Here is a 23,977-nt window from a genome sequence, read left to right as displayed (position 1 = left end):
AAACCATGGGAATTCTGGTCAATATCCACCCGAGCATGGGCGCGCCCATCGTCGACTCGCTGCGCGCGCTGGCGCCCGGCGTGCAGGTCTGGGGCCACCGCGAGGAGGCGCCGGCCGACGCGGTCGAGGCCATGCTTGCCTGGAGCCTCAAGCCGGGCGTGCTGCCGGCCTATCCGGGCCTGAAGCTGCTGTGCGCGCCCAGCGCGGGCGTGGACAAGCTGCTGGCCGTGCCCGACCTGCCGGCTGGCCTGCCCGTGGCGCGCACCGTCGATCCGCAGCAGCATGTGGAGATCGCCCAGTACGTGGTCGGCACCGCGCTGCGCCACACGCGCGAGCTGGACCTGTTCGCGCGCCAGCAGCAGGCCGGCGACTGGCTGCGCCGCCCCGTACGCGCCAGCGCAGACTGCCGCGTGGGCATCCTGGGCCTGGGCGAGGTCGGCCGCTTCGTGGCCGGCGCCATGCAGGCCATCGGCTACCCCGTCGCAGGCTGGAGCCGCAGCGCCAAGAGCATTGCAGGCCTGGCCACGCACAGCGGTGCCGAAGGTCTGAAGCAACTGCTGTCCACCAGCGACATCCTGGTCTGCGCCTTGCCGCTCACGCCCGAGACGCGCGACCTGCTGGACCGCCGTACCCTGTCCCTGCTGCCGCGCGGCGCCTACTTCATCAACGTGGGGCGCGGCGAGCAGGTGGTGGAAGACGACCTGCTGGCCCTGCTCGACGAAGACCACCTGGCCGGCGCCGCGCTGGACGTGCTGCGCGACGAGCCGCCCCAGCCCGGCAACAAGGTCTGGGGCCATCCCAAGGCCTTTGTCACGCCGCACATCGCGGCCCAGGCCTCGGCCGACACCGTGGCGCGCCAGTGCCTGGAGAACCTGCGCCGCCTGCGCGCGGGCGAGCCGCTGCTCAACCTTGTGGATGTGGCGCGGGGGTACTGAGCCCTTTTTCCATCCGACGCTGCGCTGTTGCGTGGCGTTTTTTCATCGCCGGGCCGCCCCAAGATGAAAAGCGGCCCCCTTGGGGGGCAGCGGACCTTGCGCAGCAAGGGTAGCGTGGGGGCCATTTTTCAACTGAGAAGAACCCAGAGACACCATGCCTTCGACTTCCCGCCGCGGCTTTTTGCAATCGACCGCTGCCGCCGCTGCAGCAGCCACCACCGTGCTGGCCCCCTCGGCCTGGGCCCAGAGCCCCTGGCCCTCCAAGCCCATCCGCATCATCGTTCCGTACACGGCAGGCGGCTTCACCGACCAGATGGCGCGCCTGCTGCAGGTCGGCCTGCAAAAGGCCCTGGGCCAGCCCGTCATCGTGGAGAACAAGCCCGGCGCCAACAGCATCATCGGCGTGGACCAGATCGCCAAGGCCGCGCCGGACGGGCACACCTTCGGCGTGGTCATCGCGGCCTATGCGGCCAACACCACGCTCTATCCCAAGCTGCCCTACAACCCGAAGAAGGACCTGGTCGGCGTCTCGCTCATGGGCGTCTCGCCCCTGGTCGCTGCCGTGGCCATGAACGCGCCCTTCAAGACCACGCCCGAGCTGATCGCCTATGCCAAGGCCAATCCGGGCAAGGTGGGCTTCGGCTCCTCGGGCAGCGGCTCCAGCGCCCACCTGACCACCGAGCTGATGAAGCTGCTCACCAGGACGGACATGGTCCACGTGCCCTACAAGGGCGCCGCGCCCGCGCTGGCCGACCTCATGGGTGGCCAGATCCCGCTGTTCCTGGACCCGCCGCCCAACCTCATCCAGCCCGCCAAGGCCGGCCGCATCCGCCTCATCGGCGTGGCAAGCGACAAGCGCCTGGCCGCGCTGCCCGACGTGCCCACCTTCGTGGAGCAGGGCTACGACGGCCTGCTGGGCAGCACCTGGGCGGCCATGATCGCGCCGGCCGGCGTGCCGCGCGAGATCGTGCAGCGCATGTCCGCCGAGGTGTCGCGCATCATCCGCAGTGCCGAGGTGTCGCAGCGGCTGGAGCAGGTGATGGGGACGTTTGCGGAGGGGTCCACGCCTGAGGAGTGCGATCGGTTCATTGCTGCCGAGACGGAGAAGTGGGGGAGGGTGATTCGGGAGGCGAAGGTGACGGTGGACTGAGTCTTTCTTGTTCTCGGGTCTGTTTTTTGACCCGGCAGGGGCAAAAACAATCAAGCAGCCCCCACCCTCCACCGCCTCCTCGGCGCCCTCAACGCATGCCTTTCCCGATAGGCCGCAGGCGCCATCCCCACATACCGCAAGAACACCCGCCGAAACGCAGAGGCATCCCCATACCCGCAGGCCAGCGCCACGGACGGCACGCTCTCCAGCGTGATCTCCAGCAGCACCCGGGCCCGTGCGCAGCGCAGGCGGTGCAGGTGGTCCAGCGGGCTGTGGCCCAGCTCCTGCTGGAAGTGGCGCAGCAGGGTGCGCGGGCTGGTGGATGCCGCGTGCGCGAGGGCCTGCAGGTCATAGGGCTGCTCCACGCGCGCTTCCAGCCAGGCGATGGCATGGGCCAGCACGCTGTTGCGCGTGGCGGGAATGCGGCGGTCCTGCAGGGCGGCGCGGGTGGCGCGTTCGCGCTGGGCATCGGGCTGCAGCACGGCGGCCAGCGCTGCGGCCAGGTCGTCGCCGAAGGCATGGCGTGTGAGCGCGACGGCCATGGGCGCCAGGGCCTCGGGGTGGGAGGCGCTGAGCCAGGGCCTGTCGTCCACGAAGGGCTGGCCCTCGGCCAGTTCGATGCCCGGGAAGTCCAGGCCGAAGCCGCCCATGAAATACCAGGGCAGGGCCACAAGCCGGCCCTGGCAGCGGCCGCCCGCTGCCGCAAACCAGGCGGCGCTGCCCAGCGTGCAGACGGCCAGGCCCTGGTCGAAGGCCGTGGTGATGCGGCGCACGAGGGCCGGATGCGCGGCGACGATGTCGCGTATGGAGGGAATGTCAGGGCAGTGCAGCGCGCTCACGAAGACGGCCTGCGCGGGCCCTTCGGCTGCCGCGCCTTCGTCCGCGTGCGGCATGGTGGGCAGGGGCCGGCCCTGGCCGTCGACCCAGCGCCAGCCAAAGCGCGGTGCGCGCCGGCCCAGGCGCAGGCTGGCGACCAGGTTGGCGCTGCGCAGCATCTCCACCAGGTGCGCGGCGTGGCCGATGGCGCTGTGCTCCAGGCAGGGCAGCTCGATGACAAAGGTCCGGGGCATGGCGGTTCTGGCTCCTCGAATGGCGATTTTGACGTGTCCGTCATACGTGCTTCACTTTTAGCATGGCTGCTTGTGCCACTTTCCAGGACCACGAAGATGCTCCACACCAGCGCCGAGACAAAGCCTTCCTCCTTCCCGCGCACAGGCCTGCGCTCCATCGCCCTGGCAGGGCTGCTGGCCTGCGGCCTGCCACTGGCGGCCAGCGCCCAGGGGCTCGATGCACAGGGCCTGGCGGCCCTGGATGCCGCCATCCAGCCGCTGGCGCCCAAGATGGTGGAGTGGCGCCGCGACATCCACCAGCACCCCGAACTGTCGGGGCAGGAAGAACGCACGGCCAAGGTGGTGGCCGATCACCTGCGCCGCCTGGGCATGGAGGTGCAGACCGGCGTGGGCGGCACGGGCGTGGTGGGCGTGCTGCGCGGCGGCCAGCCGGGCAAGACCGTGGCGCTGCGTGCCGACATGGATGCGCTGCCCGTGGCCGAGAAGACCGGCCTGCCCTTTGCCTCCAAGGCCAAGGCCCAGTACATGGGCAAGGAGGTTTCGGTCATGCATGCCTGCGGGCACGATGCCCACGTGGCTATGCTCATGGGCGCGGCCGAGGCGCTGGCCGGCATGCGCGCCAAGCTGCCCGGCACGGTGAAGTTCATCTTCCAGCCCGCCGAGGAAGGCGCTCCCGTGGAGGCCGATGCCCACGGCCATGTGCCCAGCTTCGGCGCCAAGGCCATGGTGGAGGCCGGCGTGCTCAAGGACGTGCAGGCCATCTACGGCCTGCACATCACGTCCAACCTGCCGTCGGGCATGGTGGGCTACCGCAGCGGGCCGCTGATGGCGGGTTCGGACAGCCTGAGCATCCAGGTCGAGGGCCGGGGCGGCCATGGCTCGTCGCCGTGGAATGCGGTCGATCCCATCGTCGCGGCCAGCCAGGTGGTGCTGGGCCTGCAGACCGTGGTCAGCCGCCAGCTCAACATCAGCCTGGAGCCGGCCGTGCTGACGATCGGCTCCATCCAGGGCGGCACGCGCTACAACATCATCCCGGACAACGTGGAGATGCAGGGCACGCTGCGCACCTTCGACGAGGACATGCGCCAGGAGGCGCACAAGCGCATCACCGCCACGGCCGAGCAGATCGCGGCCTCCAGCGGCGCCAAGGCCAAGGTGCGTTTCGGTCCCGTGGCCTATCCGGTGACCACCAACCCCGCCGCACTGACCGAGGCCTCGCTGCCCGCGCTCAAGCTGGCCATGGGCGGCAAGGCCATGGTGATTCCCAAGGTCAGCGGCTCCGAGGATTTCTCGGAGTTCCAGAAGGTGGTTCCGGGCTTCTTCTACTTCCTGGGCGCACCGCCGGCCGGCCAGGATTTCGCGAAGGCGCCGTCCAACCACTCGCCGCTGTTCGATATCGACGAGAAGCAACTGCCCACGGGTGCGCGCTCACTGGCCGCGCTGGCCGTGGACTATCTGCAGCGCAACCCATAGTTATTCGACTCGCCCTGAGCGGCGGAAGCCGCTTCCCGTTGCACGGTGCCCCTGGCTTGAGATCGAGTCCGTGCGAACCGCGTCGGCTTTATTTGGCGCTGGCGATTGCCGATGGGCCTTTCCACCACCGGGCGATGGCGAGCCGGAAGGGCAGCAGCAGTGCCACGCCCAGCACCAGCTTCACGCCCAGGTCGCCCAGGGCCCAGGTCACCCAGGGCTCGGCGGCGCCCGCGAAGGCGATGCTCCAGAACAGGAAGGTGTCCAGGCAGGCGGCCAGCAGCGTGGCCACCAGGGGGGCACGCCACCAGCGGCCCGCACGCAGGCGGTGGAACACGCCGATGTCCAGCCACTGCGAGGCAATGAAGGCTGCGCCCGAGGCCAGCGCGATGCGCGGCGGCGCCAGCACCAGCGAGGCGGCCACGGCCACGGCAAAGCCCACCCAGGCCACGCGCCGGGCCTGCTGCGGGCCGAAGCTGCGGTTGACCAGCTCGCTCACCAGGAAGGCGAACGGATAGGTGATGGCGCCCCAGGTCAGCCAGTCGTTGATGGCGTACTGCACCAGGATGTTGGACGACAGCACCACCACGCCCATGGCCGCAATGGCGGCCAGCATCTGGGCGCGCGAGGGGGCGGCGAAACGGGGCGGACGCGGTGTCATGCTGCGCCACCGGAGCCGCGTGCCCCCGACGAGGGCAGGGGCAGCCCGAGGATGGCGCAGGCCACGGCCTCGCCCACCTTCACGCCATCCACGCCGGCCGACAGGATGCCGCCCGCGTAGCTGGCGCCTTCGCCGGCCGGGTACAGGCCGCGCGTGTTCAGGCTGTGGAAGTCCGCGCCGCGCTCGATCTTCACGGGCGAGGAGGTGCGCGTTTCCACGCCGGTGAGCACGGCATCGTGCATGTCGTAGCCGCGGATCTTCTTGCCGAAGGCGGGCAGCGCCTCGCGCATGGCCTCGATGGCATAGGCGGGCAGCACGTGGTGCAGGTTGGTCAGCGTGATGCCGGGCTTGTAGGAGGGCTCGACCTCGCCCAGCGCGGCCGATTCCTTGCCCGCGATGAAGTCGCCCACCAGCTGGCCCGGCGCGTTGTAGTTGCGCCCGCCCAGCAGGTAGGCCTTGGTCTCCAGCTGGCGCTGCAGCACGATGCCCGACAGCGGGTGCAGCTCGCCGTCCTTGAGGTTTTCCACGCCATGGGTCTTGCCGTCGAAGGCCCAGGCAAAGCTCTTGGCATCGCGCGGGTAGTCGGATGGGTCGATGGCGCAGACCATGCCGGCGTTGGCATTGCGCTCGGCGCGCGAGTACTGGCTCATGCCGTTGGTGACCACGCGCTCGGGCTCGCTGGTGGCCGCCACCACGGTGCCGCCCGGGCACATGCAAAAGCTGTAGACCGCGCGCCCGTTGCTGGCGTGGTGCACCAGCTTGTAGTCGGCCGCACCCAGCAGCGGGTGGCCGGCATGCCTGCCCCAGCGCGCGCGGTCGATCACGCTTTGCGGATGCTCGATGCGAAAGCCCACCGAGAACGGCTTGGCCTCCATGTGCACGCCGCGCTCGTAGAACATGGCGAAGGTGTCGCGCGAGCTGTGGCCCAGGGCCATCACGGCATGGTCGGTCTCCAGCCACTGGCGCTCGCCGCTGTCCTGGTCCAGCACTTCCAGGGCGGTGAGACGGCGGTCCTTGCCCTCGCCTTCGATGCGCATGTCGCACACGCGCTGGCCGAAGCGGATCTCGCCGCCCAGGCGGATGATCTCCTCGCGTATTCCCTCGACCACCTTCACCAGCTTGAAGGTGCCGATGTGCGGATGCGCGGCATAGAGGATCTCGGGCGGCGCGCCGTGGGTGACGAATTCCTGCATCACCTTGCGGCCCAGGTGGCGCGGGTCCTTGATCTGGCTGTAGAGCTTGCCGTCGGAGAAGGTGCCTGCGCCGCCTTCGCCGAACTGCACATTGGACTCGGGCACCAGCTCGCGCTTGCGCCACAGGCCCCAGGTGTCCTGGGTGCGCTCGCGCACCGAGCGGCCGCGCTCGATCACGATGGGCCTGAAGCCCATCTGCGCCAGCACCAGGGCCGCAAAAATGCCGCAGGGCCCGAAGCCCACCACCACGGGCCGGCGCTGCAGGTCGGCAGGCGCCTGGCCCACGGCATGCCAGCGCATGTCGGGCGTGGGGTTCACATGGGCATGGCTGGAGAACTGCTCCAGCAGCGCGGTTTCCTGGCTCTCGTCGGCCAGCGTCAGGTCGACGATGTAGACGGCCAGCAGCTCGGCCTTGCGCGCATCGAAGCTGCGCTTGTGCACGTGCACGGAGGCAATGGCCTCCTCGGCAATGCCCAGCTGGCGCGCGGCCAGGGCGCGCAGCGGCTCCAGGGGCAGGTATTCGGTGTGGCTGTCGGGGTGGTATTGCACCGTCGACAGGGGCAGTTTCAGTTCAGAGACGCGGATCATGGCTTGTACCTATCAAGCAGAGGGCCGGCGATGGTAAGCCAAAGTGGGCGACCGCACAGGCTGCGGGCCGCACAGCCTTGGGGTGTGCTCGGGTTCGGATTTTCCGCCAGATATTTCCGGTGCTGGTGCCGTCCCGATCCGGGCACGGACCTTGCATGCAGGGCCGGCCATCCGCGAACGGGGCCCTTCAGTCCCGCTCTGATGGGGTGGCTGCATCTGCGCGAAGTGGTGGTGGAACGGATGTAAGCTCGCGGCAAGCCTGCGGGCGGGTGCTGCCCCAGGTGAACAAGATCAACGCATTCCACGCACCACAAGGAGACATTTCATGAAGCAACCCCCTTCCAGGCAACGCCTGCCCGCATGGCAGTGGATCGGCCTTGCGGCCGCCACGCCGCTGTTCCTCGCATCGTGCGGCGGTGGTGGTGGCAATGGCGGATCGGGCCAGGACGACCTGGCGGCCTGCGCCATCACCTCGGGCGATGGCAGCGTGGTCGTGGGCTCGGGCCTGCCCGGTGATCCTGCCGCACCCGAACCCTCGTCGGGCTACCGCCTCGGCAAGAAGGCCCTGCACACCTCCAAGTACATGGTGGTCACGGCCAACCCGCTGGCGTCCAAGGCCGGTTGCGAGGTGCTCAAGTCCGGCGGCTCGGCCGTGGATGCGGCCGTGGCCGTGCAGATGGTGCTGGGCCTGGTGGAGCCGCAGTCCAGCGGCATTGGCGGTGGCGCCTTCATGCTCTACCGCGATGCGGCCACGGGCAAGGTCGTGGCCTATGACGGCCGCGAGACCGCGCCGGCTGCCGCCACGGAAAACTACCTGCGCTACGTGGACGATGCCACCGACCAGACCGCGCCCAAGCCTTCGGCGCGCTCCAGCGGCCGCTCCATCGGCACGCCGGGCGTGGTGCGCATGCTGGAACTCGCGCACAAGGACTACGGCAAGACCGCGTGGCCCCAGCTGTTCAATTCGGGCATCGACCTGGCCAGCAAGGGCTTTCCCATCAGCGGCCGCATGGCCGCCGCGCTGGAGGGCTCCAAGACGGAGCTGGCGCGCGATGCCGATGCTGCCAAGCTGTACTTCGATGCCCAGGGCAAGCCGCTGGCGCTGGGCGCCAAGTTCGTCAACCAGCCCTATGCCGACACGCTGCGCAGCATCGCCACGGGCGGTGCCGATGCCTTCTACCGTGGCGACCTGGCCCAGGCCATCGTCAGCAAGGTGGGCGTGACGCAGACCGTCTCGGACGGTGCGCCCATCACCCCCGGCAAGACCACGCTGCAGGACCTGGCCAGCTACGAGGCCAAGCGCCGCGAGGCCGTCTGCACCACCTACCGCGCGCGCTACATGGTCTGCAGCATGCCGCCGCCGTCGTCCGGCGGCATCGCCGTGGCACAGGCCATGGGCATTCTGGAGAACTTCGACCTCAAGGCCTATGCGCCCACGGCCATCGATGGCGAGGGCGGCAAGCCCTCGGTGATGGGCGTGCACCTGGTCAGCGAAGCCCTGCGCCTGGCCTATGCCGACCGTGACAAGTACGTGGCCGACACCGACTTCGTGTCCCTGCCCGGCGGCTCGCCGGCCCTGATGCTGGACAAGAGCTACCTGCGCCAGCGCGCCGCCCTCATCTCCACGACCAAGAGCATGGGCACGGCCCAGGCAGGCAACTTCGGCACGCCTTCGCAGGGCGTGGTCGATGTCAAGGAGGCCGGCACCACGCACATGAGCATCGTCGATGCCAAGGGCAACGCGCTGAGCATGACGACCACGGTGGAGTCCAGCATGGGGTCCTTTCACGTCACGCGCGGCTTCGTGCTCAACAACCAGCTGACCGACTTCGCGGCCATCCCCAGCACCGCCGACGGCCCGGTCGCCAACCGCGTGCAGCCGGGCAAGCGCCCGCGCAGCTCCATGGCGCCCACGCTGGTGTTCGACCTGAAGACCGACGGCACCGCCGGCGACTTCAAGATGGCCACGGGCTCGCCGGGCGGCAGCACCATCATCCAGTACGTGACCAAGACCCTGGTCGGCGCGCTGGACTGGGGTCTGGATGCGCAGCAGGCCACGTCGATGGTGGACTTCGGCGCGGCCAACAGCCCGACCACCAACGTGGGCGGCGAGCACCCCAACATCAACACGGCCAATGGCGGCAACGACGATCCGCTGGTCAGCGGCCTGCGTGCCCTGGGCCATGTGGTGTCCATCAGTGCGCAGTCCAGCGGTATTGGCACCATCTTGCGGGTGCAGCGCAATGGGCAGGCGCAGCTGGAAGGTGGGGCTGATCCGCGCCGTGAAGGGCTTGTTCTGGGCGATACCGTTCGCTGATTTCGGTCTGATGATTGACTGAGGAAGGCGCTGCTGGCGGGATGCTGGTGGCGCCTTTTTTGCTGGTTTGCTGGTGGGTCTTTTTTTGACCCTGCCGGGTGGTTGTTTTTCGAGGCCGGGGTTCGGCCCGGCGGCCGACCCGCTTTCTTGTCGCGCGACAAGAAAGCGGGGCAAAGAAGCGCGCCCCAAACTGCCCACGACCCTTCGCTTCGCTGCGGGCGACCTGCGTTGGGCGGGATGCGGGGTGTGCCGCAGAACTCACTCCTTGCGCCTGCGGCGCAATCCGTTCAAACAACTGCGGCAAGCTAGACAACGAAGCAGCCCTGTCCTTCGGCAGGGCTGCCACCCCGCATCCCGCCCAACGCAGGCGTGGGCAGAAGGGGGAGGCTGGGGAACAGCCAACAGCCAACAGCCAACAGCCAACAGCCAACAGCCAACAGCCAACAGCCAACAGCCGGCGCCATCGCTCCGCTCGGCTTCAAACCGGGGCCGAGCGAAGCGAAGGCCCGCACCACCTCCCGTATGTCAGCGTCTGCGGCGTGGTGGTTGCGGGGTTGCAGTCCTGCCGAAGGACAGGACTGCTTCGTGACCTGACTCGCTGCGGTTGTCTGAGCGGCGCGCGAAGCGCAAAGCGAGTTCCGCAGCGAACCCCGCAACCGCCACGACGCAGGTTGCCCCGGAGCGAAGCGCAGGGGTCGCGGGCATTTGGGCGCGTTTCTTTGCCTACTTTCTTATCGCGCGATAAGAAAGTAGGTCGGCCGCCGGGCCGAAACCCGGCCTCGAAAAACAACCACCCGGCAGGGACAAAAAAGCATCCCTGAATGGCAGTCACTCTGAGGGCACACGCCCCATGACTGTCGCCTCAAAGACATGCCCCACCCACCCCAATGCGCAAAAAAACACCCCACCACCACCCGCAAACCAAGCAACCACGCCACCCCCTGCTATAGAGCCATCAGTCCCGCACCCACGCTGCGCGTTTTCCCCAGACGCCCCAACGCTACGGGCTTGCCCGAATCCATGGTTGGCATGCATCCATCTAAATTGAACAGCAGCAAGTTCGATGGTCGTGAGCCTCTGAGGAAGATGGAAATGCAAAGACGAGTGTTTGGCGCATGGATGTGCGCATCGGTCCTGATGACGGGCGCAGCATGGGCGCAGGACAGCTATCCCAGCCGCCCCATCAGCCTGGTCGTGCCCTACGGCGCGGGCGGCGTGACCGATGTGGTGGCGCGTGCGCTGGCACAGGGCATGGGCAAGCAGCTGGGGCAGACCGTGGTGATCGAGAACAAGCCCGGCGCAGGCGCGTCCATGGGCGTGATGGACATGCGATCGGCCAAGCCGGACGGCTATCGCCTGACGCTGGCGCCCGTGAGCATCTTCCGCCAGCCGCACATCCAGAAGGTGCAGTACGACCCGGTGCGCGATCTCAGCTACATCGCCACCTACATGACCTATGACTTCGTGCTGGCCGTGCCCCAGGACTCGCCGTTCAAGACGGTGCAGGACCTGATCGAGTTCGCCAAGAAGAATCCGGGCGCCGTGGACTACGGCACGCCGGGCAAGTTCACGGCCAACCACGTGGTGATGGCGCTGCTGGAGCAGGCCACGGGCGCACGCTTCACGCATGCGCCCTTCAAGGGCGATGCCGAGGCGCTGAACTCGCTGATGGCCGGCCACATCAAGTCCGGCGTGTACGCCAACACGGTGCTGCCGTACCTGAGCTCGGGCAAGCTGCGCGCGCTGGCCTCGGCCTCCGAGGTGCGGCCCGAGGCCTTTGCCAACGTGCCCACGTTCCGCGAGGCCGGTTATGCCTTCGATGTGCCCTCGCCCTTGGGCATTGCCGGGCCGCGCGGCCTGCCGCCCGAGATCGTGCGCAAGCTCGAAGCCGCCATCAAGGCCGCCATGGACGACCCGGCCTTCCGCCAGGTCGTCGGCAACTACGGCGTGCGCACGCAGTTCCGCGGCAGCCAGGAGTACACGGCGTTCGCAAGGAAGGCGTTCGAGGACGAGAAGAAGATCGTGCAGAACATAGGCCTGGAGGATTGAGGCCGCTACGCGGGCGGCAGCCCGGCCATGGCACGCAGGTCCACCAGCCGGTCGTACTCGGCCGCCGTGATCAGCCCCAGCGCCACGGCTGCCTCGCGCGGCGCAATGCCGCGCGCCATGGCCTCGCGCGTGATGCGTGCCACGGCGTCATAGCCCAGTACCGGGTTGAGCGCGGTGGCCTGCAGCAGCGAGTGGCTGACCTGCTGCTCCAGCCGCTCCGTATGTGCCTGCAGGCCGGCCACCAGTTTCTCGGCAAACACGCGGCTGGCGTCGCCCAGCGCGCGCATGGCGCGCAGCAGGTGGTGGATCAGCACGGGCTTGGCCACGTTGAGCTCGAAGTGCCCGGCCGAGCCCGCCAGCGTGACGGTGAGGTGGTGGCCCATGGCCTGGTAGGCGGCCTGGACCACGACCTCGGCCACGGTCGGGTTGCGCTTGCCCGGCATGATGGAGGAGCTCAGCCCATCGTCGGGAAACACCAGCTCCCCCAGGCCGCAGCGCGGGCCTGAACCCAGCAGGCGGATGTCGTTGGCCATCTTGCCCAGCGAACCGGCCACCACATTGAGTGCGCCCGAGACCTCGATGAGCGCATCGTGCGCGGCCATGCCTTCGAACTTGCAGGGATTGGGCGTGACCGCCAGGCCCGTGAGCGCCTGTATCTCCTCGCAGAAGATCCGGTCGAATCCGGCCGGCGCGTTGAGCCCCGTGCCGGCCGCCGTGCCGCCCTGGGTCAGGCTCCACAGCCGGGGCTGGGTGTCCCGCAGCCGGTGGATGCCGTGGCCCACCTGGTGGGCGAATGTCTCGAAGCTCTGGCCCAGCGTCATGGGCACGGCGTCCATCAGGTGCGTGCGCGCCACCTTGAGCACGCCGGCAAAGGCCAGGGCGCGTTCCTGCAGGCGCTGCTGCAGCCGCTCCAGGGCGGGCAGCAGGTGGTCGCGCAGCTCCAGCGCCGTGGCCAGGTGCATCACCGTGGGAAAACTGTCGTTGGACGACTGCGAGGCATTGGCGTGGTCGTTGGGGTGGACCGGGCTGCGCGTGCCCGGGGGCTGGCCCAGCATCTGGTTGGCGCGGTTGGCGATGACCTCGTTGGCATTCATGTTGGTCTGCGTGCCCGAGCCCGTCTGCCAGATGGTCAGCGGGAAATGCGCGTCCAGCAGGCCGTCGCGCAGTTCGGCGGCCGCGGCCTCGATGGCTGCGCCGCGCGCGTCGTCCAGCACGCCCAGGCGCCGGTTGGCACGCGCTGCCGCCAGCTTCTGCAGCCCGAATGCGCGGTACAGGCCCTGCGGAAAGCGCTCCTCGCCAATGGTGAACAGCTCCAGCGCGCGCTGGGTCTGCGCGCCCCAGAGGCGGTCGGCAGGGATGTGGACGGGGCCGAAGGCATCGTGCTCGATGCGGGTATGAGCTTGGGTCTGTGCCTGGGCCTGGGTGCGTGTCTGGTCCATGGGCTCAGTCCAGCGAGATCTTCGCGTCGGCTGCCACCTTGCGCCAGCGCTCCACCTCGGCGGCCGTGTGGCGTGCCAGGGCTTCGGGCGCGTATTGATCTGCGGGCAGCAGGCGTATGCCCTGGGCGGCCATCCTGTCGGTCCAGGCCTTGTCGGCCAGGGCCTTGGTATAGGCCTGGTAGACCTTTTGCACCACGTCGCGCGGCGTGCCCTTGGGCGCGTAGATGCCGTACCAGGTGGCGGTCTCGAAGCCCGGCAGCAGCTTCTGGCCCAGCGCTGCCGCGCCCGGGAACTGGGGCATGGGCTTGTCCGAGGTGAGGGCGATGGCGCGGATGCGCTCGCCGGCCAGCTGGGGCAGGGCGGTGTTGGTCTGGTCGAACATGGCATCGACCTGGCTCGAGATCACATCGGTCATGGCCGGTGCCGCGCCCTTGTAGGCCACCTGGGTGATCTCCATCTGCGCGCGGCTGGCGAACAGCGCTGCCACCAGGTGCGAGGTCGATCCCACGCCCGCGTTGCCGAAGTTCAGCCGGCCCGGGTTCTGCTTGCCGAAGGCCACCAGCTCCTCGGCTGTCTTGTACGGGGAGTTCTTGCCCACCAGAAGCACCAGCGGCGTGTCGGGGAAGCGGAACACCGCCTCGAAGTCCTTGACCGGGTCATAGGCCAGCTTCTTGTACAGCGACGGCGCCGCGCCCATGTAGCCCATGTGGCCGACCAGGAAGCTGTAGCCGTCGGGCGCCGAGCGCGCCGCCTTGGCCGCGCCGATGGTGCCGCCCGCACCCGGAACGTTCTCGATGATGATCTGCTGGCCCAGCTGGGTGCTGGTGCGCTGGGCGATGTCGCGCGCCATGGCGTCCGTGGGGCCGCCGGCCGCGAAGGGCACGATCCAGGTCAGCGGCTTGGCGGGGTAGCCGCCCTGGGCGTGCGCGGCCAGGGCGAAGGTGGTGGCGGCCAGGGCAAGGGCCAGGCGTGGCAGGCGGGGAAGATGGAAAGGCATGGTGTTGTCTCCTGTAGTGCTGTGTTCTGTCCTGGGCCGGGATGTCAGCGGCCGCTGGCTGTATGGGCGCGCGACAGCGCAAGGGCGCGGTCCACCATCTGCGGGGCCTCGCCCAGGTAGTTGCGCGGGTCGGTGAGGCGCTGCAGCGCCGCGCGGTCGAAATGGGCCGTGACTTCGGGCAGGCGGGCCAGCGCATCGGCCAGCGTGCCGCCCTCGGCGTTGACGCTGCGGCAGGCGGCATAGACGATGTCGTGCGCCTGCTGGCGGCCCGTGTGCGGGGCCAGGCCCATCATCACGGCCTCGGCCACGATCAGACCGTCGGTCATGTCCAGGTTGCGGGCCATGCGTTCGGGATCGACGATGAGGCCGCCGAGCATGAAGCGCGCCTGGTGCAGGGCGCCGGCCGAGAGCACGAAGCTCTCGGGCAGGGCCACCCATTCGGCGTGCCAGGGGCCGGTGGCGCGCTCCAGGTCCTGGACCATGGCGTCCAGCATCAGGCCCGCATGCTGGCGCACGGCCTTGGAGGCGGCCAGCATCAGCTCGCTGGAGATGGCGTTGCGCTTTTGCGGCATGGTGCTGCTGGCGCCGCGCCCGGTGACGAAGGGCTCGAACACCTCGCCGAACTCGGTGGAGGACAGCAGCATCACGTCGTAGGCGATCTTGCCCAGCGAGCCGGTGACCAGGGCCAGGAAATTCACGGCCTCGGCCAGGCCGTCGCGCGCCACATGCCAGGTGGTGGCGGGCACGCCCAGGCCCAGTTCTTCCATGAGCAATTGCTGCACTTCCAGGCCCCGGCCGCTCAGCGAGGCCAGCGTGCCTGCCGCCCCCGCGAACTGGCCCACCAGCACGCGCGGGCGCAGTTCCTGCAGGCGCTGGGCATGGCGGTCGAACATGGCCAGCCAGATGGCGGCCTTGTAGCCGAAGGTGATGGGCAGGGCGTGCTGCAGGTGCGTGCGGCCGGCCATGGGCGTGTCGCGGTGGCGTTCTGCCAGGTCGGCCAGGATGGTGCGCAGCGCGGCGATGTCGGCATCGACCAGGTCCAGCGCATCGCGCACCTGCAGCACGGTGGCGGTGTCCATGATGTCCTGGGTGGTGGCGCCCCAGTGGATGTAGCGGCCTGCGTCGCCGCACTGTTTCACCAACTGGTGCACCAGCGGCAGGATGGGGTAGCCGACAATGTCGGTTTCCTTGCGCAGCAGCTCGAAGTCCAGCGCTTCGAGGCTGCAGCGCTGCGCGATCTCGTGTGCGGCCTCGGCCGGAATCACGCCGCAGCGGCCCTGGGCGCGTGCCAGCGCGACCTCGACCTCTATGTAGCGCGACACCAGCGCGCTGTCGGCGAAGATGGCGCGCATGGCGGGGGTGCCGAAGGCGTCGCGGAACAGCAGCGAATCGATGGCGGTGCTGGCGGTGAAGGACGGAAGGGTCATGGTGCGTAATTGCGATTAAGTTCGGACATATCGATATTTTTATTTATGTACGTACATTACGAACATCCGGGTTTGCCTGGGGGGAAGGCCTGCGCCCATGGCTGAGACACGCTATGCCCAGGTGGCGCGCGACCTGTCCGAGCGCATTGCCTCGGGCGAATACGCCGTGGGCGCCCTGCTGCCTACCGAGCTGGAGCTGTGCGACCGCTATGGCGTGAGCCGCCACACTGTGCGCGCGGCGATTGCCGAGCTGCAGCAGTCGGGGCTGGTCTCGCGGCGCAAGAAGGTCGGCACGCGCGTGGAGGCGGCGCAGCCCCATGCGCACTACCGCCAGGCGCTGACCTCGCTGGAGGACTTGGTGCAGTTCGGCGCCACCCATGTGCGCGAAGTGCGGCGCATCGAGGAGGTGGTGCTGGACCAGGACCTGGCCGCCGAGCTGGACTGCCCGGCCGGCAGCCGCTGGCTGGCCATCTGCAGCCTGCGCCGCGACGGCGCCGCACCGCACCTGCCCATTGCCTGGACCGTGGTCTATGTGGATGCGCAGCGCTTTGACACGCAGGAGCTGGCCGAGCGCGTGCGCGCCGCGCCCGAGTTGCTGGTCAGCAGCCTGCTGGAGCAGCAATACGGCCTGCGCATCGCGCGGGTGCGGCAGGCCGTGGTGGGAGCGCTCATTCCGGATGCGCTGTCGGAAGAATTGCAGGCCCCGGCAGGGTCAGCGGCGCTGAAGATCGTGCGCCGCTACCTGGATACCGATGGGGAGTTGATGGACCTCAGCGTGACCTTGCACCCGGCCAGCCGCTACACATTGCATACGCAGCTGGACCGGGATCTGGCGAGCGTCTAGCCGTTGGCGTTGGCAGCTTCCGAGCCCTGCTCTGCGAGGAAGCCGCCGCTCTGGTGCGACCACAGCTTGGCGTAGATGCCGCCCAGCTCCAGCAGTTGCTGGTGCGTGCCCTGCTCGACGATCTGGCCCTGGTCCATGACGATGAGCCGGTCCATGGCCGCGATGGTCGACAGGCGGTGGGCGATGGCGATCACGGTCTTGCCGTGCATGAGGCTGTCCAGGCTTTGCTGGATGGCGGCCTCGACCTCGCTGTCCAGCGCGCTGGTGGCCTCGTCCAGCAGCAGGATGGGCGCGTCCTTGAGCATCACGCGCGCAATCGCCACGCGCTGGCGCTGGCCACCCGACAGCTTGACGCCGCGCTCGCCCACCTGGGCATCGTAGCCGCTGCGGCCCTTGAGGTCGGTCAGCGTGGCGATGAAGTCCGAGGCCTCGGCCTTGTCCGCGGCGGCCAGCATCTCCTGCTCGGTCGCATCGGGGCGGCCGTAGAGGATGTTGTCGCGCATGGAGCGGTGCAGCAGCGAGGTGTCCTGCGTCACCATGCCCACGGCGCCGCGCAGGCTGTCCTGCGTGACGGTGCGGATGTCCTGCCCGTCGATGGTGATGCGCCCGCCCTGGGGTTCATGGAAGCGCAGCAGCATGTTCACCAGCGTGGACTTGCCCGCGCCCGAGCGGCCGATCAGGCCGATGCGCTCGCCCGCGCGAATGTGCAGGTTCAGGTGGTCGATCACCTGCTTGCCGCCGTCCTTGTAGGCAAAGCTCAGGTCCTCGAAGGCGATGGCGCCGTGCGTGACCTGCAGCGGCCTGGCGTCGGGCGCGTCCACGATGGTGCGCGGCTTGGTCAGCGTGAGGATGCCGTCCTGGATGGTGCCCACGTTCTCGAACAGGCCCGTCATCTGCCACATCACCCAGTGCGAATAGCCCATCAGCCGCAGCGCCATGGCAATCACCGCTGCCACCACGCCCGCGCTGGCCTGGCCGGCAGACCACAGGTACAGCGCCGTGCCCGTGGAGCCCACCAGCAGCAGGGTGATCATCAGGTGGTTGGTGATCTCGAACAGGCTGACCAGCCGCATCTGCGCATAGCCGGTGGACTTGAAGGCGTCCATGGCGTTGCGCGCGTACTCTGCCTCGCGGCGCGTGTGGGCGAACAGCTTGACGGTGGCGATGTTGGTATAGGCATCGGTCACGCGGCCCGTCATCATGGAGCGCGCATCGGCCTGCTCCTTGCCGATCTTGCCCAGGCGCGGAACAAAGTAGAAGCAGGCGCCGATATAGGCCAGCAGCCACAGCGCGAACGGAATCATCAGCCGCCACTCGAAGCTGGCCGCCAGCACCAGGATGCCGATCATGTAGACGCTCACGCCCACCAGCACATCGACCACCATGAACACCACTTCGCGCACCGACAGCGCCGTCTGCATGATCTTGGTGGTGATGCGGCCCGCGAACTCGTCCGCATAGAACGACATGCTCTGGCCCAGCATCAGCCGGTGGAACACCCAGCGCAGGCGCATGGGGAAATTGATGGCCAGCACCTGGTGCATCACTGCCGTGTGAAAGGCCAGCAGCAGCACGCTGGACAAGAGGATGGCGGCAATGCCCCAGACCGTGCCGCGCTGCTGCTCCCAGAAGCCTGCCGGCGACACGGTGGACAGCCAGTCCACCACATGGCCCATCAGGGCGAACAGCGCCGCCTCGTAGACGGCCAGCAGCGCCGAGGTGCAGGTCAGCAGCGCGATCCAGCCGCGCATGCCTTGCGTGCAGGCCCAGATGAAGGCGAAAAAGCCCTTGGGCGGGACCGTGGGCTCGACGCTGGGATAGGGCGGAACGCGTTTTTCAAAGAAACCGAACAAGATTTTTTTACTCCTTGGTCAGACCATCGTAGGCCAGAGTCGGGTTTGCCCGATGCGCGTTCAGCATGACCTTTGGGCGCAACATGTTTTGTAAGAGATCTCCACACAACTGTCTTACGCCGGGCTGGGCGTCACGTCTGCGCTGCACACAGGCGGCGGTCCGGGATGCGGTCGCGGCGCCGGTACGGATTGTCCAGGCCCGAGGCTGTTCACTTTGTGCGCGAGCAGACAACGCAGCATGCAGCGGCCAGCAACAATGCACGCCGCTGCGATTGCCGGCCCTGGCTCTTCATGGAGTGGATCATGCGCAGTGCGCGTGCCTTGCTCGCCCCGAGCGTGCCATGCACAGCGCCGCCACGGCCGCCAGCATGGCCAGGCCGGCGGCAACCCGGCCCGTGGACAGAGGGCCTGCGGTCTGCAGTGCCCATCCGCCCAAAAGGGCACCCAGCGCAATGCCGGCATTGGCGGCCGAGACATTGGCCGTGCCCGCCAGGGCCTGCGCCTGGGGTGCGGATTGCATGACGCGGATCTGGCAGACCGGGTACAGGGCCGTGTTGGCCACGCCCCAGACGGCCAGCGCGACCACCAGCCAGGGCAGGGCCTGGGCCAGCTGCACGGTGGCCGCCATGCCCAGGGCCAGTAACAGGCACAGGGCCGCTGTGACTCTCAGCGCGTGGCGCTCGGCCCAGCGCCCGCCCAGCCAGTTGCCGGCCAGGCCGACGGCGCCAAATCCCATCAGCCACCAGCCCACGCGTGCGGGTGCCACGCCGGCGGCGCGCTCCAGGATTTCGGCCAGATAGGTATAGGCCGTGAACATGGCCGTGAAGACCAGCACCGACAGCGCAATCTGCGCCAGGAACCGGGGAGTGCGCAACACGCGCAACTGCTGCGCCAGGGGCATGCGGGGCGCGCCTTCAAGCGCCGGCATCTTCCATTGCAGGGCCAGGGCCACCAGCAGCGACAGCAGGGCCAGCAGGCCGAAGGCGCCGCGCCAGCCCACGGCATCGGCGGCCAGCGTGCCCAGGGGAATGCCCAGCAGCAGCGCCGCAGAAATGCCCAGGTAGACGCTGGCCACGGCACGGCCTGCGCGTGACGGTCCTGCCAGTTGCGCAGCGGTTTCGCTGGCCGTGCCCCAGAACACCGGCAGCGCCATGGCCGGCAGCAGGCGCGCCAGTGCCAGCACGCCCAGGCTGGGCGCCACGGCCGCCAGCGCATTGGAGCCCGCAAACAGCAGGGCAATGGCCACGAACAGGCGCTTGCGGCCCACCGGTGCCAGCCAGGCCGTGAGCGGCGGACCGGCCAGCGCCACGACCAGGGCGAACAGCGTGACCAGCTGGCCGGCCGCCGCCGCGCTGGTGCCCAGGTCGCGCGCCAGCGCCGGCAGCAGGCCGACGATCAGGAACTCCGTTGTGACGATGACGAAAGCCGCCACCGCCAGCACGGCGGTGGCGGCCTTGCCTTGGGTGGCAGGAATGGAGGGGCGGGCATCGCGGTTCAGGGATGGGGCAGGGGACATGCGCAAAGACTCCGGGGAAAAGAAACAACAGGCCCGCGAGCTTATTTAAGATGTGAATTCTTATCTCGGATGAATTTTCTGCAGATACTGGAAATTGATTCTTGAATGAAAGCCGCCATCGCCATGTTTCCTTCGGAGCGTCTCAAGGGCATCGAGGCCTTTGTCTGTACCGCAGACGCGGGCAGTTTCACGGCTGCTGCCGAGCGGCTGCACCTGACGGGCTCGGCCGTGGGCAAGGCCGTGGCCCGGCTGGAAGCCCGGCTGGCGACGCGCCTGTTTGAACGTACGACGCGGCGGCTGCGGCTGACCGATGCCGGCGAGGCCTTCTACCGCACCTGTGTGCGCGTGCTGGGCGAGCTGGAGTCGGCCGAGCAGGTGCTGGCCGCCGAGCACCTGGAGCCCGCAGGCAGGCTGCGCGTGGACCTGCCGGCGCTGTACGGACGGCTCAAGGTGATGCCGCTGCTGCTGGAGTTTGCACAGCGCCATGCGGCGGTGCAGCCCCAGGTGTCGTTCACGGACCGCTTCGTGGACGTGGTGGACGAAGGCATCGACGTGGCCGTGCGCATAGGCGGCAGCGTGCAGCTGCCTGCGGGACTGGGCCAGCGTCTGCTGGGGCGGGAGCGGCTGGTGTTCTGCGCATCGCCTGCGTATCTGGAGCGGCGCGGAGCGCCTGACAGCCTGCAGGCACTGGCCGGCCATGATGCCGTGGCCTATGGAAGGACCGATGCAGGCATGAGTGCTTGGCAGAGCAGTGCCGGCGCCATTGCGGTGCAGCCGCGCATGGTGCTGGGCGATGGCGAAGCGGTGGTGGCTGCCGTGATGGCGGGCTGCGGCATCGCCCAACTGGCCACGTGGATGGTTGAGGCGCTGCTGCGCGATGGCCACCTGCTGCGGCTGCTGCCCGGCGCCGAAGTCGATGGCCTGCCGCTGCACCTGGTCTGGCCGCGCAGCCGCCAGTTGCTGCCCAAGGTGGATGCGCTGCTGCGGCACCTGGCTCAGGGCCTGACGATCTGAACGGCTCTGCCATGACAAAAGGCCCGCGAAGGGCCTTTGGCTTGTTCAGGGGGCAGGGCGGTCAGGCCGGCAGGAAGCCTTCCACCGACAGGTAGCGCTCGCCCGTGTCGTAGTTGAAGCCCAGCACCTTGGCGCCTGCGGGCAGCTCGGGCAGCTTCTGCGCGATGGCGGCCAGGGTGGCGCCCGAGGAGATGCCGACCAGGATGCCTTCCTCGCGGGCCGAGCGGCGTGCGTACTCGCGCGCGGGTTCGGCTTCGACCTGGATCACGCCGTCCAGCAGGCTGGTGTCCAGGTTCTTGGGCACGAAGCCTGCGCCAATGCCCTGGATGGGGTGGGGCGAGGGCTGGCCGCCCGAGATCACGGGCGATGCGGCAGGCTCCACGGCGAAGACCTTGAGCTGGGGGAATTGGGCCTTGAGCACCCGCGCCACGCCGGTCAGGTGGCCGCCCGTGCCCACGCCGGTGATCAGCACATCCAGGCCTTCGGGGAAGTCGGCCAGGATTTCCTGGGCGGTGGTGCGCACGTGCACATCGATGTTGGCGGGGTTCTCGAACTGCTGCGGAATCCAGGCGCCAGGCGTCTGGCTGGCCAGTTCCTGGGCGCGGGCGATGGCGCCCTTCATGCCCTTTTCCTTGGGCGTGAGGTCGAAGCTGGCGCCGTAGGCCAGCATCAGGCGGCGGCGCTCGATGCTCATGCTCTCGGGCATGACCAGCACCAGCTTGTAGCCCTTGACAGCGGCCACCAGGGCCAGGCCCACGCCGGTGTTGCCGCTGGTGGGCTCGATGATGGTGCCGCCGGGCTTCAGGGCGCCGGATTTTTCGGCGTCCTCGACCATGGCCAGGGCGATGCGGTCCTTGATGGAGCCGCCGGGGTTGCCGCGCTCGGACTTGATCCACACATTGGCACCGGCGCCGAACAGGCGGTTGATGCGCACGTGGGGCGTGTTGCCAATCGTTTGCAGGATGTTGTCAGCTCTCATCGGACCTCCGCGATTTTGGGGTGGTGGTTGGACAGTCGGGGTGTTGCGCAGCCAGCGTGCGCGGTCACGGAGCATTGTGCACGCAGGCGTTCCATGCATGGGCTATATCGATATGGCCTGGACGGCTAACATCGCCGCATGAATCTACGGTTCCTGGAAACCTTTGTGCTGCTGGCCGAGCTGCGCAATTTCCGCATGACGGCCGAGCGGCTGTACACCACGCAGGCCGCCGTCTCCAGCCGCATCGCCACGCTGGAGCAGGAGTTCGGCGTGCGCCTGTTCGACCGCGGCGTGCGCGAGGTCACGCTCACGGCCGACGGCGCCAAGGCCCTGGTCCATGCCGAGCGCATGCTGCGCCTCATGCGCGAGATGCGCGAGGACATGCTGGACAAGCAGGCCTATGCGGGCGTGATCCGCATCGGCGCCATCGAGTCCATCGTGCACAGCTGGTTCCCCGATTTCCTGGCGCTGCTGCAGCAGCGCTATCCGCGCCTGCAGGTGGAGATTGCCTGCGACACCACGCTGCACATGTCCGACCAATTGGTGAAGGGGCAGCTGGACCTGTCGCTGCAGGCCAAGCCCGTGACGGCGGCCGGCGTGGGCCATCTGTCGCTGGGTGAATTTCCCATGGCCTGGGTGGGCAGCCCCAAGCTGGGCATCGGCGACGAGACCCTGAGCCTGGCCGAGCTGGCGGCCTTTCCCATCATGTGCTTTGCGCGCGGCTCCGAGCCCTATGCGGTGATCGAGCAGCTGTTCTCCACCGAAAGCAGCGCCTCGGTGCACCTGAACTGCATTGCCTCGGTGGCCACCATGATCCGCGTGGTCTGCGACGGCCTGGGCGTGGCCGCCGTGCCGCCGGCCATCATCCAGCGCGAGCTGGCCGAGCAGCGCCTGCGCCTGCTGCGCGTGGACCGTGAGTTCCCCTCGCTGCCGCTGGTGGCCTGCTACCGCAACGACCACCAGAACCCGCTGACCGAAGTGGTGGCGCGCGCGGCCGAGGAGACCGCTGCCGCCTTTGCGCTGAACCACGGCCAGGCCGTGGCGCGGCTGCCGGGCAGCGGCCTGGGCGGCTAGGCCCGAGGCCGCCTGGTCGATCAGCCCTGCGCCGAAGCCAGCAGCTGCTCCACGGCCAGGGCCACGGACAGCAGTCGCCGGTCCTGCCCGCCGAGGCCGGCCAGGCTCAGGCCCACGGGCGCCTCGCCTGCGCGGTGGCAGGGCAGGGAGATGGCGCAGCCGTCGAGGAAGTTGATCAGCGTGGGGTTGCGCAGGATCAGGCCGTTGGCGCCGAAGTAGGCCTCGTCGCTCTGCGTGAGGTCGGCGATCTTCGGGGCGACCACGGGCACGGTGGGCATGACGATCAGGTCATGGTCGGCCATCTGCGCACTGACGGCGGCAATCCACTGCCTGCGGCGTGCCAGCAGGTCGATGTAGTCGGCCGCGCTGATGTCCTTGCCGCGCAGGATGCGCGTGCCCACGCGCGGGTCGTACTCGGACAGGCGCGTGGCGATGTGGTGGCGGTGCCAGGCCCAGGCCTCGGCGGCCGTGAAGCCGCCCTTGGAATTGATGTCGGCCAGCTCGCCGAAGGGCGCGACCACGGCATGGGTGATGTGGGCGCCTGCCTGCGACAGCCGGGCCAGCGTGCGCTCCCAGGCCGCGGCCACGGTGGCGTCCATGCCGTCCAGCACCACGTTGGTGGGTGCCAGCAGGCGCAGGCCCTGCAGCGGCGCGGCATGCAGCTCGCCCAGCGGTTCGCCGCTGAGGATGGCATCCAGCGTGGCGCAGCAGCGCACGCTGGGGGCCAGCGGGCCGATGGAGTCCAGGTTGGCCGACAGCGGCAGCACGCCTTCCATGCTCACGCGGCGCGCCGTGGGCTTGAAGCCCGTGAGCCCGCACAGCGCCGAAGGAATGCGCACCGAGCCGCCCGTGTCCGAGCCGATGGCCGCCATGGCCATGCCGTCGGTGACCGAGATGGCCGCGCCCGAGGACGAGCCACCCGGGATGCGGCCGTCGCCCTCGTCACGCTGCCAGGGATTGCGCGGCGTGCCGTAGTGCGGGTTGATGCCCAGGCCGGAGTAGGCGAACTCGGTCATGTTGGTCGTGCCCACGATGACGGCGCCGGCCTGGCGCAGGCGCTGCACCACTTCGGCCGTGCGCTGCGCGGGCGGTGCGTCGGCCAGCAGGCGCGAGCCGCCCAGCGTGGGAAAGCCGGCGATGTCGAACAGGTCCTTGACCGAGACCGGCAGGCCCTCGATGGGCGAGCGCGCCAGGCCGGCCGCACGCAGCACGTCGCTGGCGCGGGCCTCGGCCAGGGCCGCGCCCTGGAACACGCGCGTGAACACCTTGGGGCCTTCCCCCGACATGGTGCGGGCCAGGGCCTGCTCGGTCAGCTGCACCGAGGTGGTTTCGCCGCCATGCAGGCGCTGTGATGCCAGTTCCAGGCTGGGCAGGGGGAGGGCTTGGGTCATGTGGGAAGTC

18 protein-coding genes are annotated in these 23,977 nt (G+C 68.8%); 8 read left to right on the top strand and 10 right to left on the bottom strand.

Features of this window, described 5'->3' with window-relative positions; genetic code table 11:
• Positions 1–5: 5 nt before the first annotated feature.
• Together AAN986_RS24070 and AAN986_RS24065 are read left to right on the top strand one after the other, a co-directional pair.
• Complete coding sequence (locus AAN986_RS24070; RefSeq protein ID WP_047217427.1) at positions 6–935, top strand: glyoxylate/hydroxypyruvate reductase A; 930 nt, start codon at positions 6–8, stop codon at positions 933–935.
• 154 nt (positions 936–1,089) lie between these two features.
• The gene (locus AAN986_RS24065) at positions 1,090–2,085 is read left to right on the top strand and encodes a tripartite tricarboxylate transporter substrate binding protein (RefSeq protein WP_012203338.1); all 996 of its coding nucleotides are present in this window, start codon (positions 1,090–1,092) and stop codon (positions 2,083–2,085) included.
• 50 nt (positions 2,086–2,135) lie between these two features.
• On the opposite strand, the gene AAN986_RS24060 is transcribed toward AAN986_RS24065, so the two are convergent.
• Positions 2,136–3,155, bottom strand: a complete 1,020-nt coding sequence (locus AAN986_RS24060; RefSeq protein WP_016454774.1) for a helix-turn-helix domain-containing protein — start codon at positions 3,153–3,155, stop codon at positions 2,136–2,138.
• A gap of 96 nt (positions 3,156–3,251) precedes the next feature.
• Between AAN986_RS24060 and AAN986_RS24055 the strand changes: the two genes are divergently transcribed.
• Positions 3,252–4,628, top strand: a complete 1,377-nt coding sequence (locus AAN986_RS24055) for an amidohydrolase (protein WP_017406211.1) — start codon at positions 3,252–3,254, stop codon at positions 4,626–4,628.
• An 88-nt stretch (positions 4,629–4,716) separates the two neighbouring features.
• Here AAN986_RS24055 and AAN986_RS24050 read toward each other — a convergent pair whose 3' ends face one another.
• Positions 4,717–5,286 carry a VUT family protein gene (locus AAN986_RS24050; RefSeq protein WP_047217428.1) on the bottom strand — a complete coding sequence of 190 codons (570 nt, stop codon included), beginning with the start codon at positions 5,284–5,286 and terminating at the stop codon, positions 4,717–4,719.
• Positions 5,283–7,067 (bottom strand): FAD-dependent protein, encoded by a 1,785-nt coding sequence (locus AAN986_RS24045; protein ID WP_047217429.1) that lies wholly within the window; start codon positions 7,065–7,067, stop codon positions 5,283–5,285. The genes AAN986_RS24050 and AAN986_RS24045 overlap by 4 nt, the downstream gene beginning before the upstream one ends.
• A gap of 325 nt (positions 7,068–7,392) precedes the next feature.
• On the opposite strand from AAN986_RS24045, the gene ggt reads away from it, so the two are divergent.
• Positions 7,393–9,384, top strand: coding sequence for a gamma-glutamyltransferase (gene ggt, locus AAN986_RS24040; RefSeq protein WP_016448064.1), 1,992 nt, complete (start codon positions 7,393–7,395; stop codon positions 9,382–9,384).
• 1,092 nt (positions 9,385–10,476) lie between these two features.
• The gene (locus AAN986_RS24035; RefSeq protein WP_047217507.1) at positions 10,477–11,433 is read left to right on the top strand and encodes a tripartite tricarboxylate transporter substrate binding protein; all 957 of its coding nucleotides are present in this window, start codon (positions 10,477–10,479) and stop codon (positions 11,431–11,433) included.
• A 5-nt stretch (positions 11,434–11,438) separates the two neighbouring features.
• Here AAN986_RS24035 and AAN986_RS24030 read toward each other — a convergent pair whose 3' ends face one another.
• From AAN986_RS24030 to pcaB, 3 genes are read right to left on the bottom strand one after another with little or no spacing between them, the layout of a single operon-like run.
• Positions 11,439–12,872 (bottom strand): class II fumarate hydratase, encoded by a 1,434-nt coding sequence (locus AAN986_RS24030; protein ID WP_047217430.1) that lies wholly within the window; start codon positions 12,870–12,872, stop codon positions 11,439–11,441.
• Between the two features lie 4 nt (positions 12,873–12,876).
• Positions 12,877–13,869, bottom strand: coding sequence for a tripartite tricarboxylate transporter substrate-binding protein (locus AAN986_RS24025; RefSeq protein WP_349335499.1), 993 nt, complete (start codon positions 13,867–13,869; stop codon positions 12,877–12,879).
• A 44-nt stretch (positions 13,870–13,913) separates the two neighbouring features.
• Complete coding sequence (gene pcaB / locus AAN986_RS24020; RefSeq protein ID WP_034366257.1) at positions 13,914–15,296, bottom strand: 3-carboxy-cis,cis-muconate cycloisomerase; 1,383 nt, start codon at positions 15,294–15,296, stop codon at positions 13,914–13,916.
• 97 nt (positions 15,297–15,393) lie between these two features.
• On the opposite strand from pcaB, the gene AAN986_RS24015 reads away from it, so the two are divergent.
• Positions 15,394–16,140 carry a GntR family transcriptional regulator gene (locus AAN986_RS24015; protein WP_013804129.1) on the top strand — a complete coding sequence of 249 codons (747 nt, stop codon included), beginning with the start codon at positions 15,394–15,396 and terminating at the stop codon, positions 16,138–16,140.
• Here AAN986_RS24015 and AAN986_RS24010 read toward each other — a convergent pair.
• Positions 16,137–17,993: an ABC transporter ATP-binding protein gene (locus AAN986_RS24010; RefSeq protein ID WP_047217432.1), complete on the bottom strand. Its 1,857-nt coding sequence runs from the start codon at positions 17,991–17,993 to the stop codon at positions 16,137–16,139. The two genes, AAN986_RS24015 and AAN986_RS24010, sit on opposite strands and share 4 nt — an antisense overlap.
• Before the next feature lie 301 nt (positions 17,994–18,294).
• On the bottom strand, positions 18,295–19,509 hold the full coding sequence (locus AAN986_RS24005) for an MFS transporter (protein WP_047217433.1): 1,215 nt from the start codon (positions 19,507–19,509) through the stop codon (positions 18,295–18,297).
• 105 nt (positions 19,510–19,614) lie between these two features.
• Here AAN986_RS24005 and AAN986_RS24000 point away from each other — a divergent pair, with 105 nt between their 5' ends.
• Entirely contained in the window at positions 19,615–20,523 is a 909-nt protein-coding gene (locus AAN986_RS24000; protein ID WP_047217434.1) for a LysR family transcriptional regulator, read from the top strand.
• A gap of 61 nt (positions 20,524–20,584) precedes the next feature.
• On the opposite strand, the gene cysK is transcribed toward AAN986_RS24000, so the two are convergent.
• Positions 20,585–21,502, bottom strand: coding sequence for a cysteine synthase A (gene cysK / locus AAN986_RS23995; RefSeq protein WP_016448056.1), 918 nt, complete (start codon positions 21,500–21,502; stop codon positions 20,585–20,587).
• Positions 21,503–21,640: 138 nt separating this feature from the next.
• On the opposite strand from cysK, the gene AAN986_RS23990 reads away from it, so the two are divergent.
• Positions 21,641–22,576 (top strand): LysR family transcriptional regulator, encoded by a 936-nt coding sequence (locus tag AAN986_RS23990; RefSeq protein WP_017406934.1) that lies wholly within the window; start codon positions 21,641–21,643, stop codon positions 22,574–22,576.
• A gap of 20 nt (positions 22,577–22,596) precedes the next feature.
• Here the strand turns inward: AAN986_RS23990 and AAN986_RS23985 are convergent, their stop codons facing one another.
• Complete coding sequence (locus AAN986_RS23985) at positions 22,597–23,967, bottom strand: amidase (RefSeq protein WP_047217435.1); 1,371 nt, start codon at positions 23,965–23,967, stop codon at positions 22,597–22,599.
• Between the last annotated feature and the right edge of the window lie 10 nt (positions 23,968–23,977).

The organism is Delftia sp. DS1230 (assembly GCF_040112715.1).
Lineage (GTDB): Bacteria > Pseudomonadota > Gammaproteobacteria > Burkholderiales > Burkholderiaceae_C > Comamonas > Comamonas tsuruhatensis.
This window is presented reverse-complemented; position numbering and strand designations above follow the sequence as displayed.

Coding starts and splice junctions, on each gene's coding strand:
- AAN986_RS24005 (WP_047217433.1), bottom strand. CDS start 19,509: ATGTCCCCTGCCCCATCCCTGAACCGCGATGCCCGCCCCTCCATTCCT.
- pcaB (WP_034366257.1), bottom strand. CDS start 15,296: ATGACCCTTCCGTCCTTCACCGCCAGCACCGCCATCGATTCGCTGCTG.
- AAN986_RS24065 (WP_012203338.1), top strand. CDS start 1,090: ATGCCTTCGACTTCCCGCCGCGGCTTTTTGCAATCGACCGCTGCCGCC.
- AAN986_RS24060 (WP_016454774.1), bottom strand. CDS start 3,155: ATGCCCCGGACCTTTGTCATCGAGCTGCCCTGCCTGGAGCACAGCGCC.
- ggt (WP_016448064.1), top strand. CDS start 7,393: ATGAAGCAACCCCCTTCCAGGCAACGCCTGCCCGCATGGCAGTGGATC.
- AAN986_RS24050 (WP_047217428.1), bottom strand. CDS start 5,286: ATGACACCGCGTCCGCCCCGTTTCGCCGCCCCCTCGCGCGCCCAGATG.
- cysK (WP_016448056.1), bottom strand. CDS start 21,502: ATGAGAGCTGACAACATCCTGCAAACGATTGGCAACACGCCCCACGTG.
- AAN986_RS23985 (WP_047217435.1), bottom strand. CDS start 23,967: ATGACCCAAGCCCTCCCCCTGCCCAGCCTGGAACTGGCATCACAGCGC.
- AAN986_RS23990 (WP_017406934.1), top strand. CDS start 21,641: ATGAATCTACGGTTCCTGGAAACCTTTGTGCTGCTGGCCGAGCTGCGC.
- AAN986_RS24030 (WP_047217430.1), bottom strand. CDS start 12,872: ATGGACCAGACACGCACCCAGGCCCAGGCACAGACCCAAGCTCATACC.
- AAN986_RS24070 (WP_047217427.1), top strand. CDS start 6: ATGGGAATTCTGGTCAATATCCACCCGAGCATGGGCGCGCCCATCGTC.
- AAN986_RS24000 (WP_047217434.1), top strand. CDS start 19,615: ATGAAAGCCGCCATCGCCATGTTTCCTTCGGAGCGTCTCAAGGGCATC.
- AAN986_RS24025 (WP_349335499.1), bottom strand. CDS start 13,869: ATGCCTTTCCATCTTCCCCGCCTGCCACGCCTGGCCCTTGCCCTGGCC.
- AAN986_RS24015 (WP_013804129.1), top strand. CDS start 15,394: ATGGCTGAGACACGCTATGCCCAGGTGGCGCGCGACCTGTCCGAGCGC.
- AAN986_RS24035 (WP_047217507.1), top strand. CDS start 10,477: ATGCAAAGACGAGTGTTTGGCGCATGGATGTGCGCATCGGTCCTGATG.
- AAN986_RS24045 (WP_047217429.1), bottom strand. CDS start 7,067: ATGATCCGCGTCTCTGAACTGAAACTGCCCCTGTCGACGGTGCAATAC.
- AAN986_RS24055 (WP_017406211.1), top strand. CDS start 3,252: ATGCTCCACACCAGCGCCGAGACAAAGCCTTCCTCCTTCCCGCGCACA.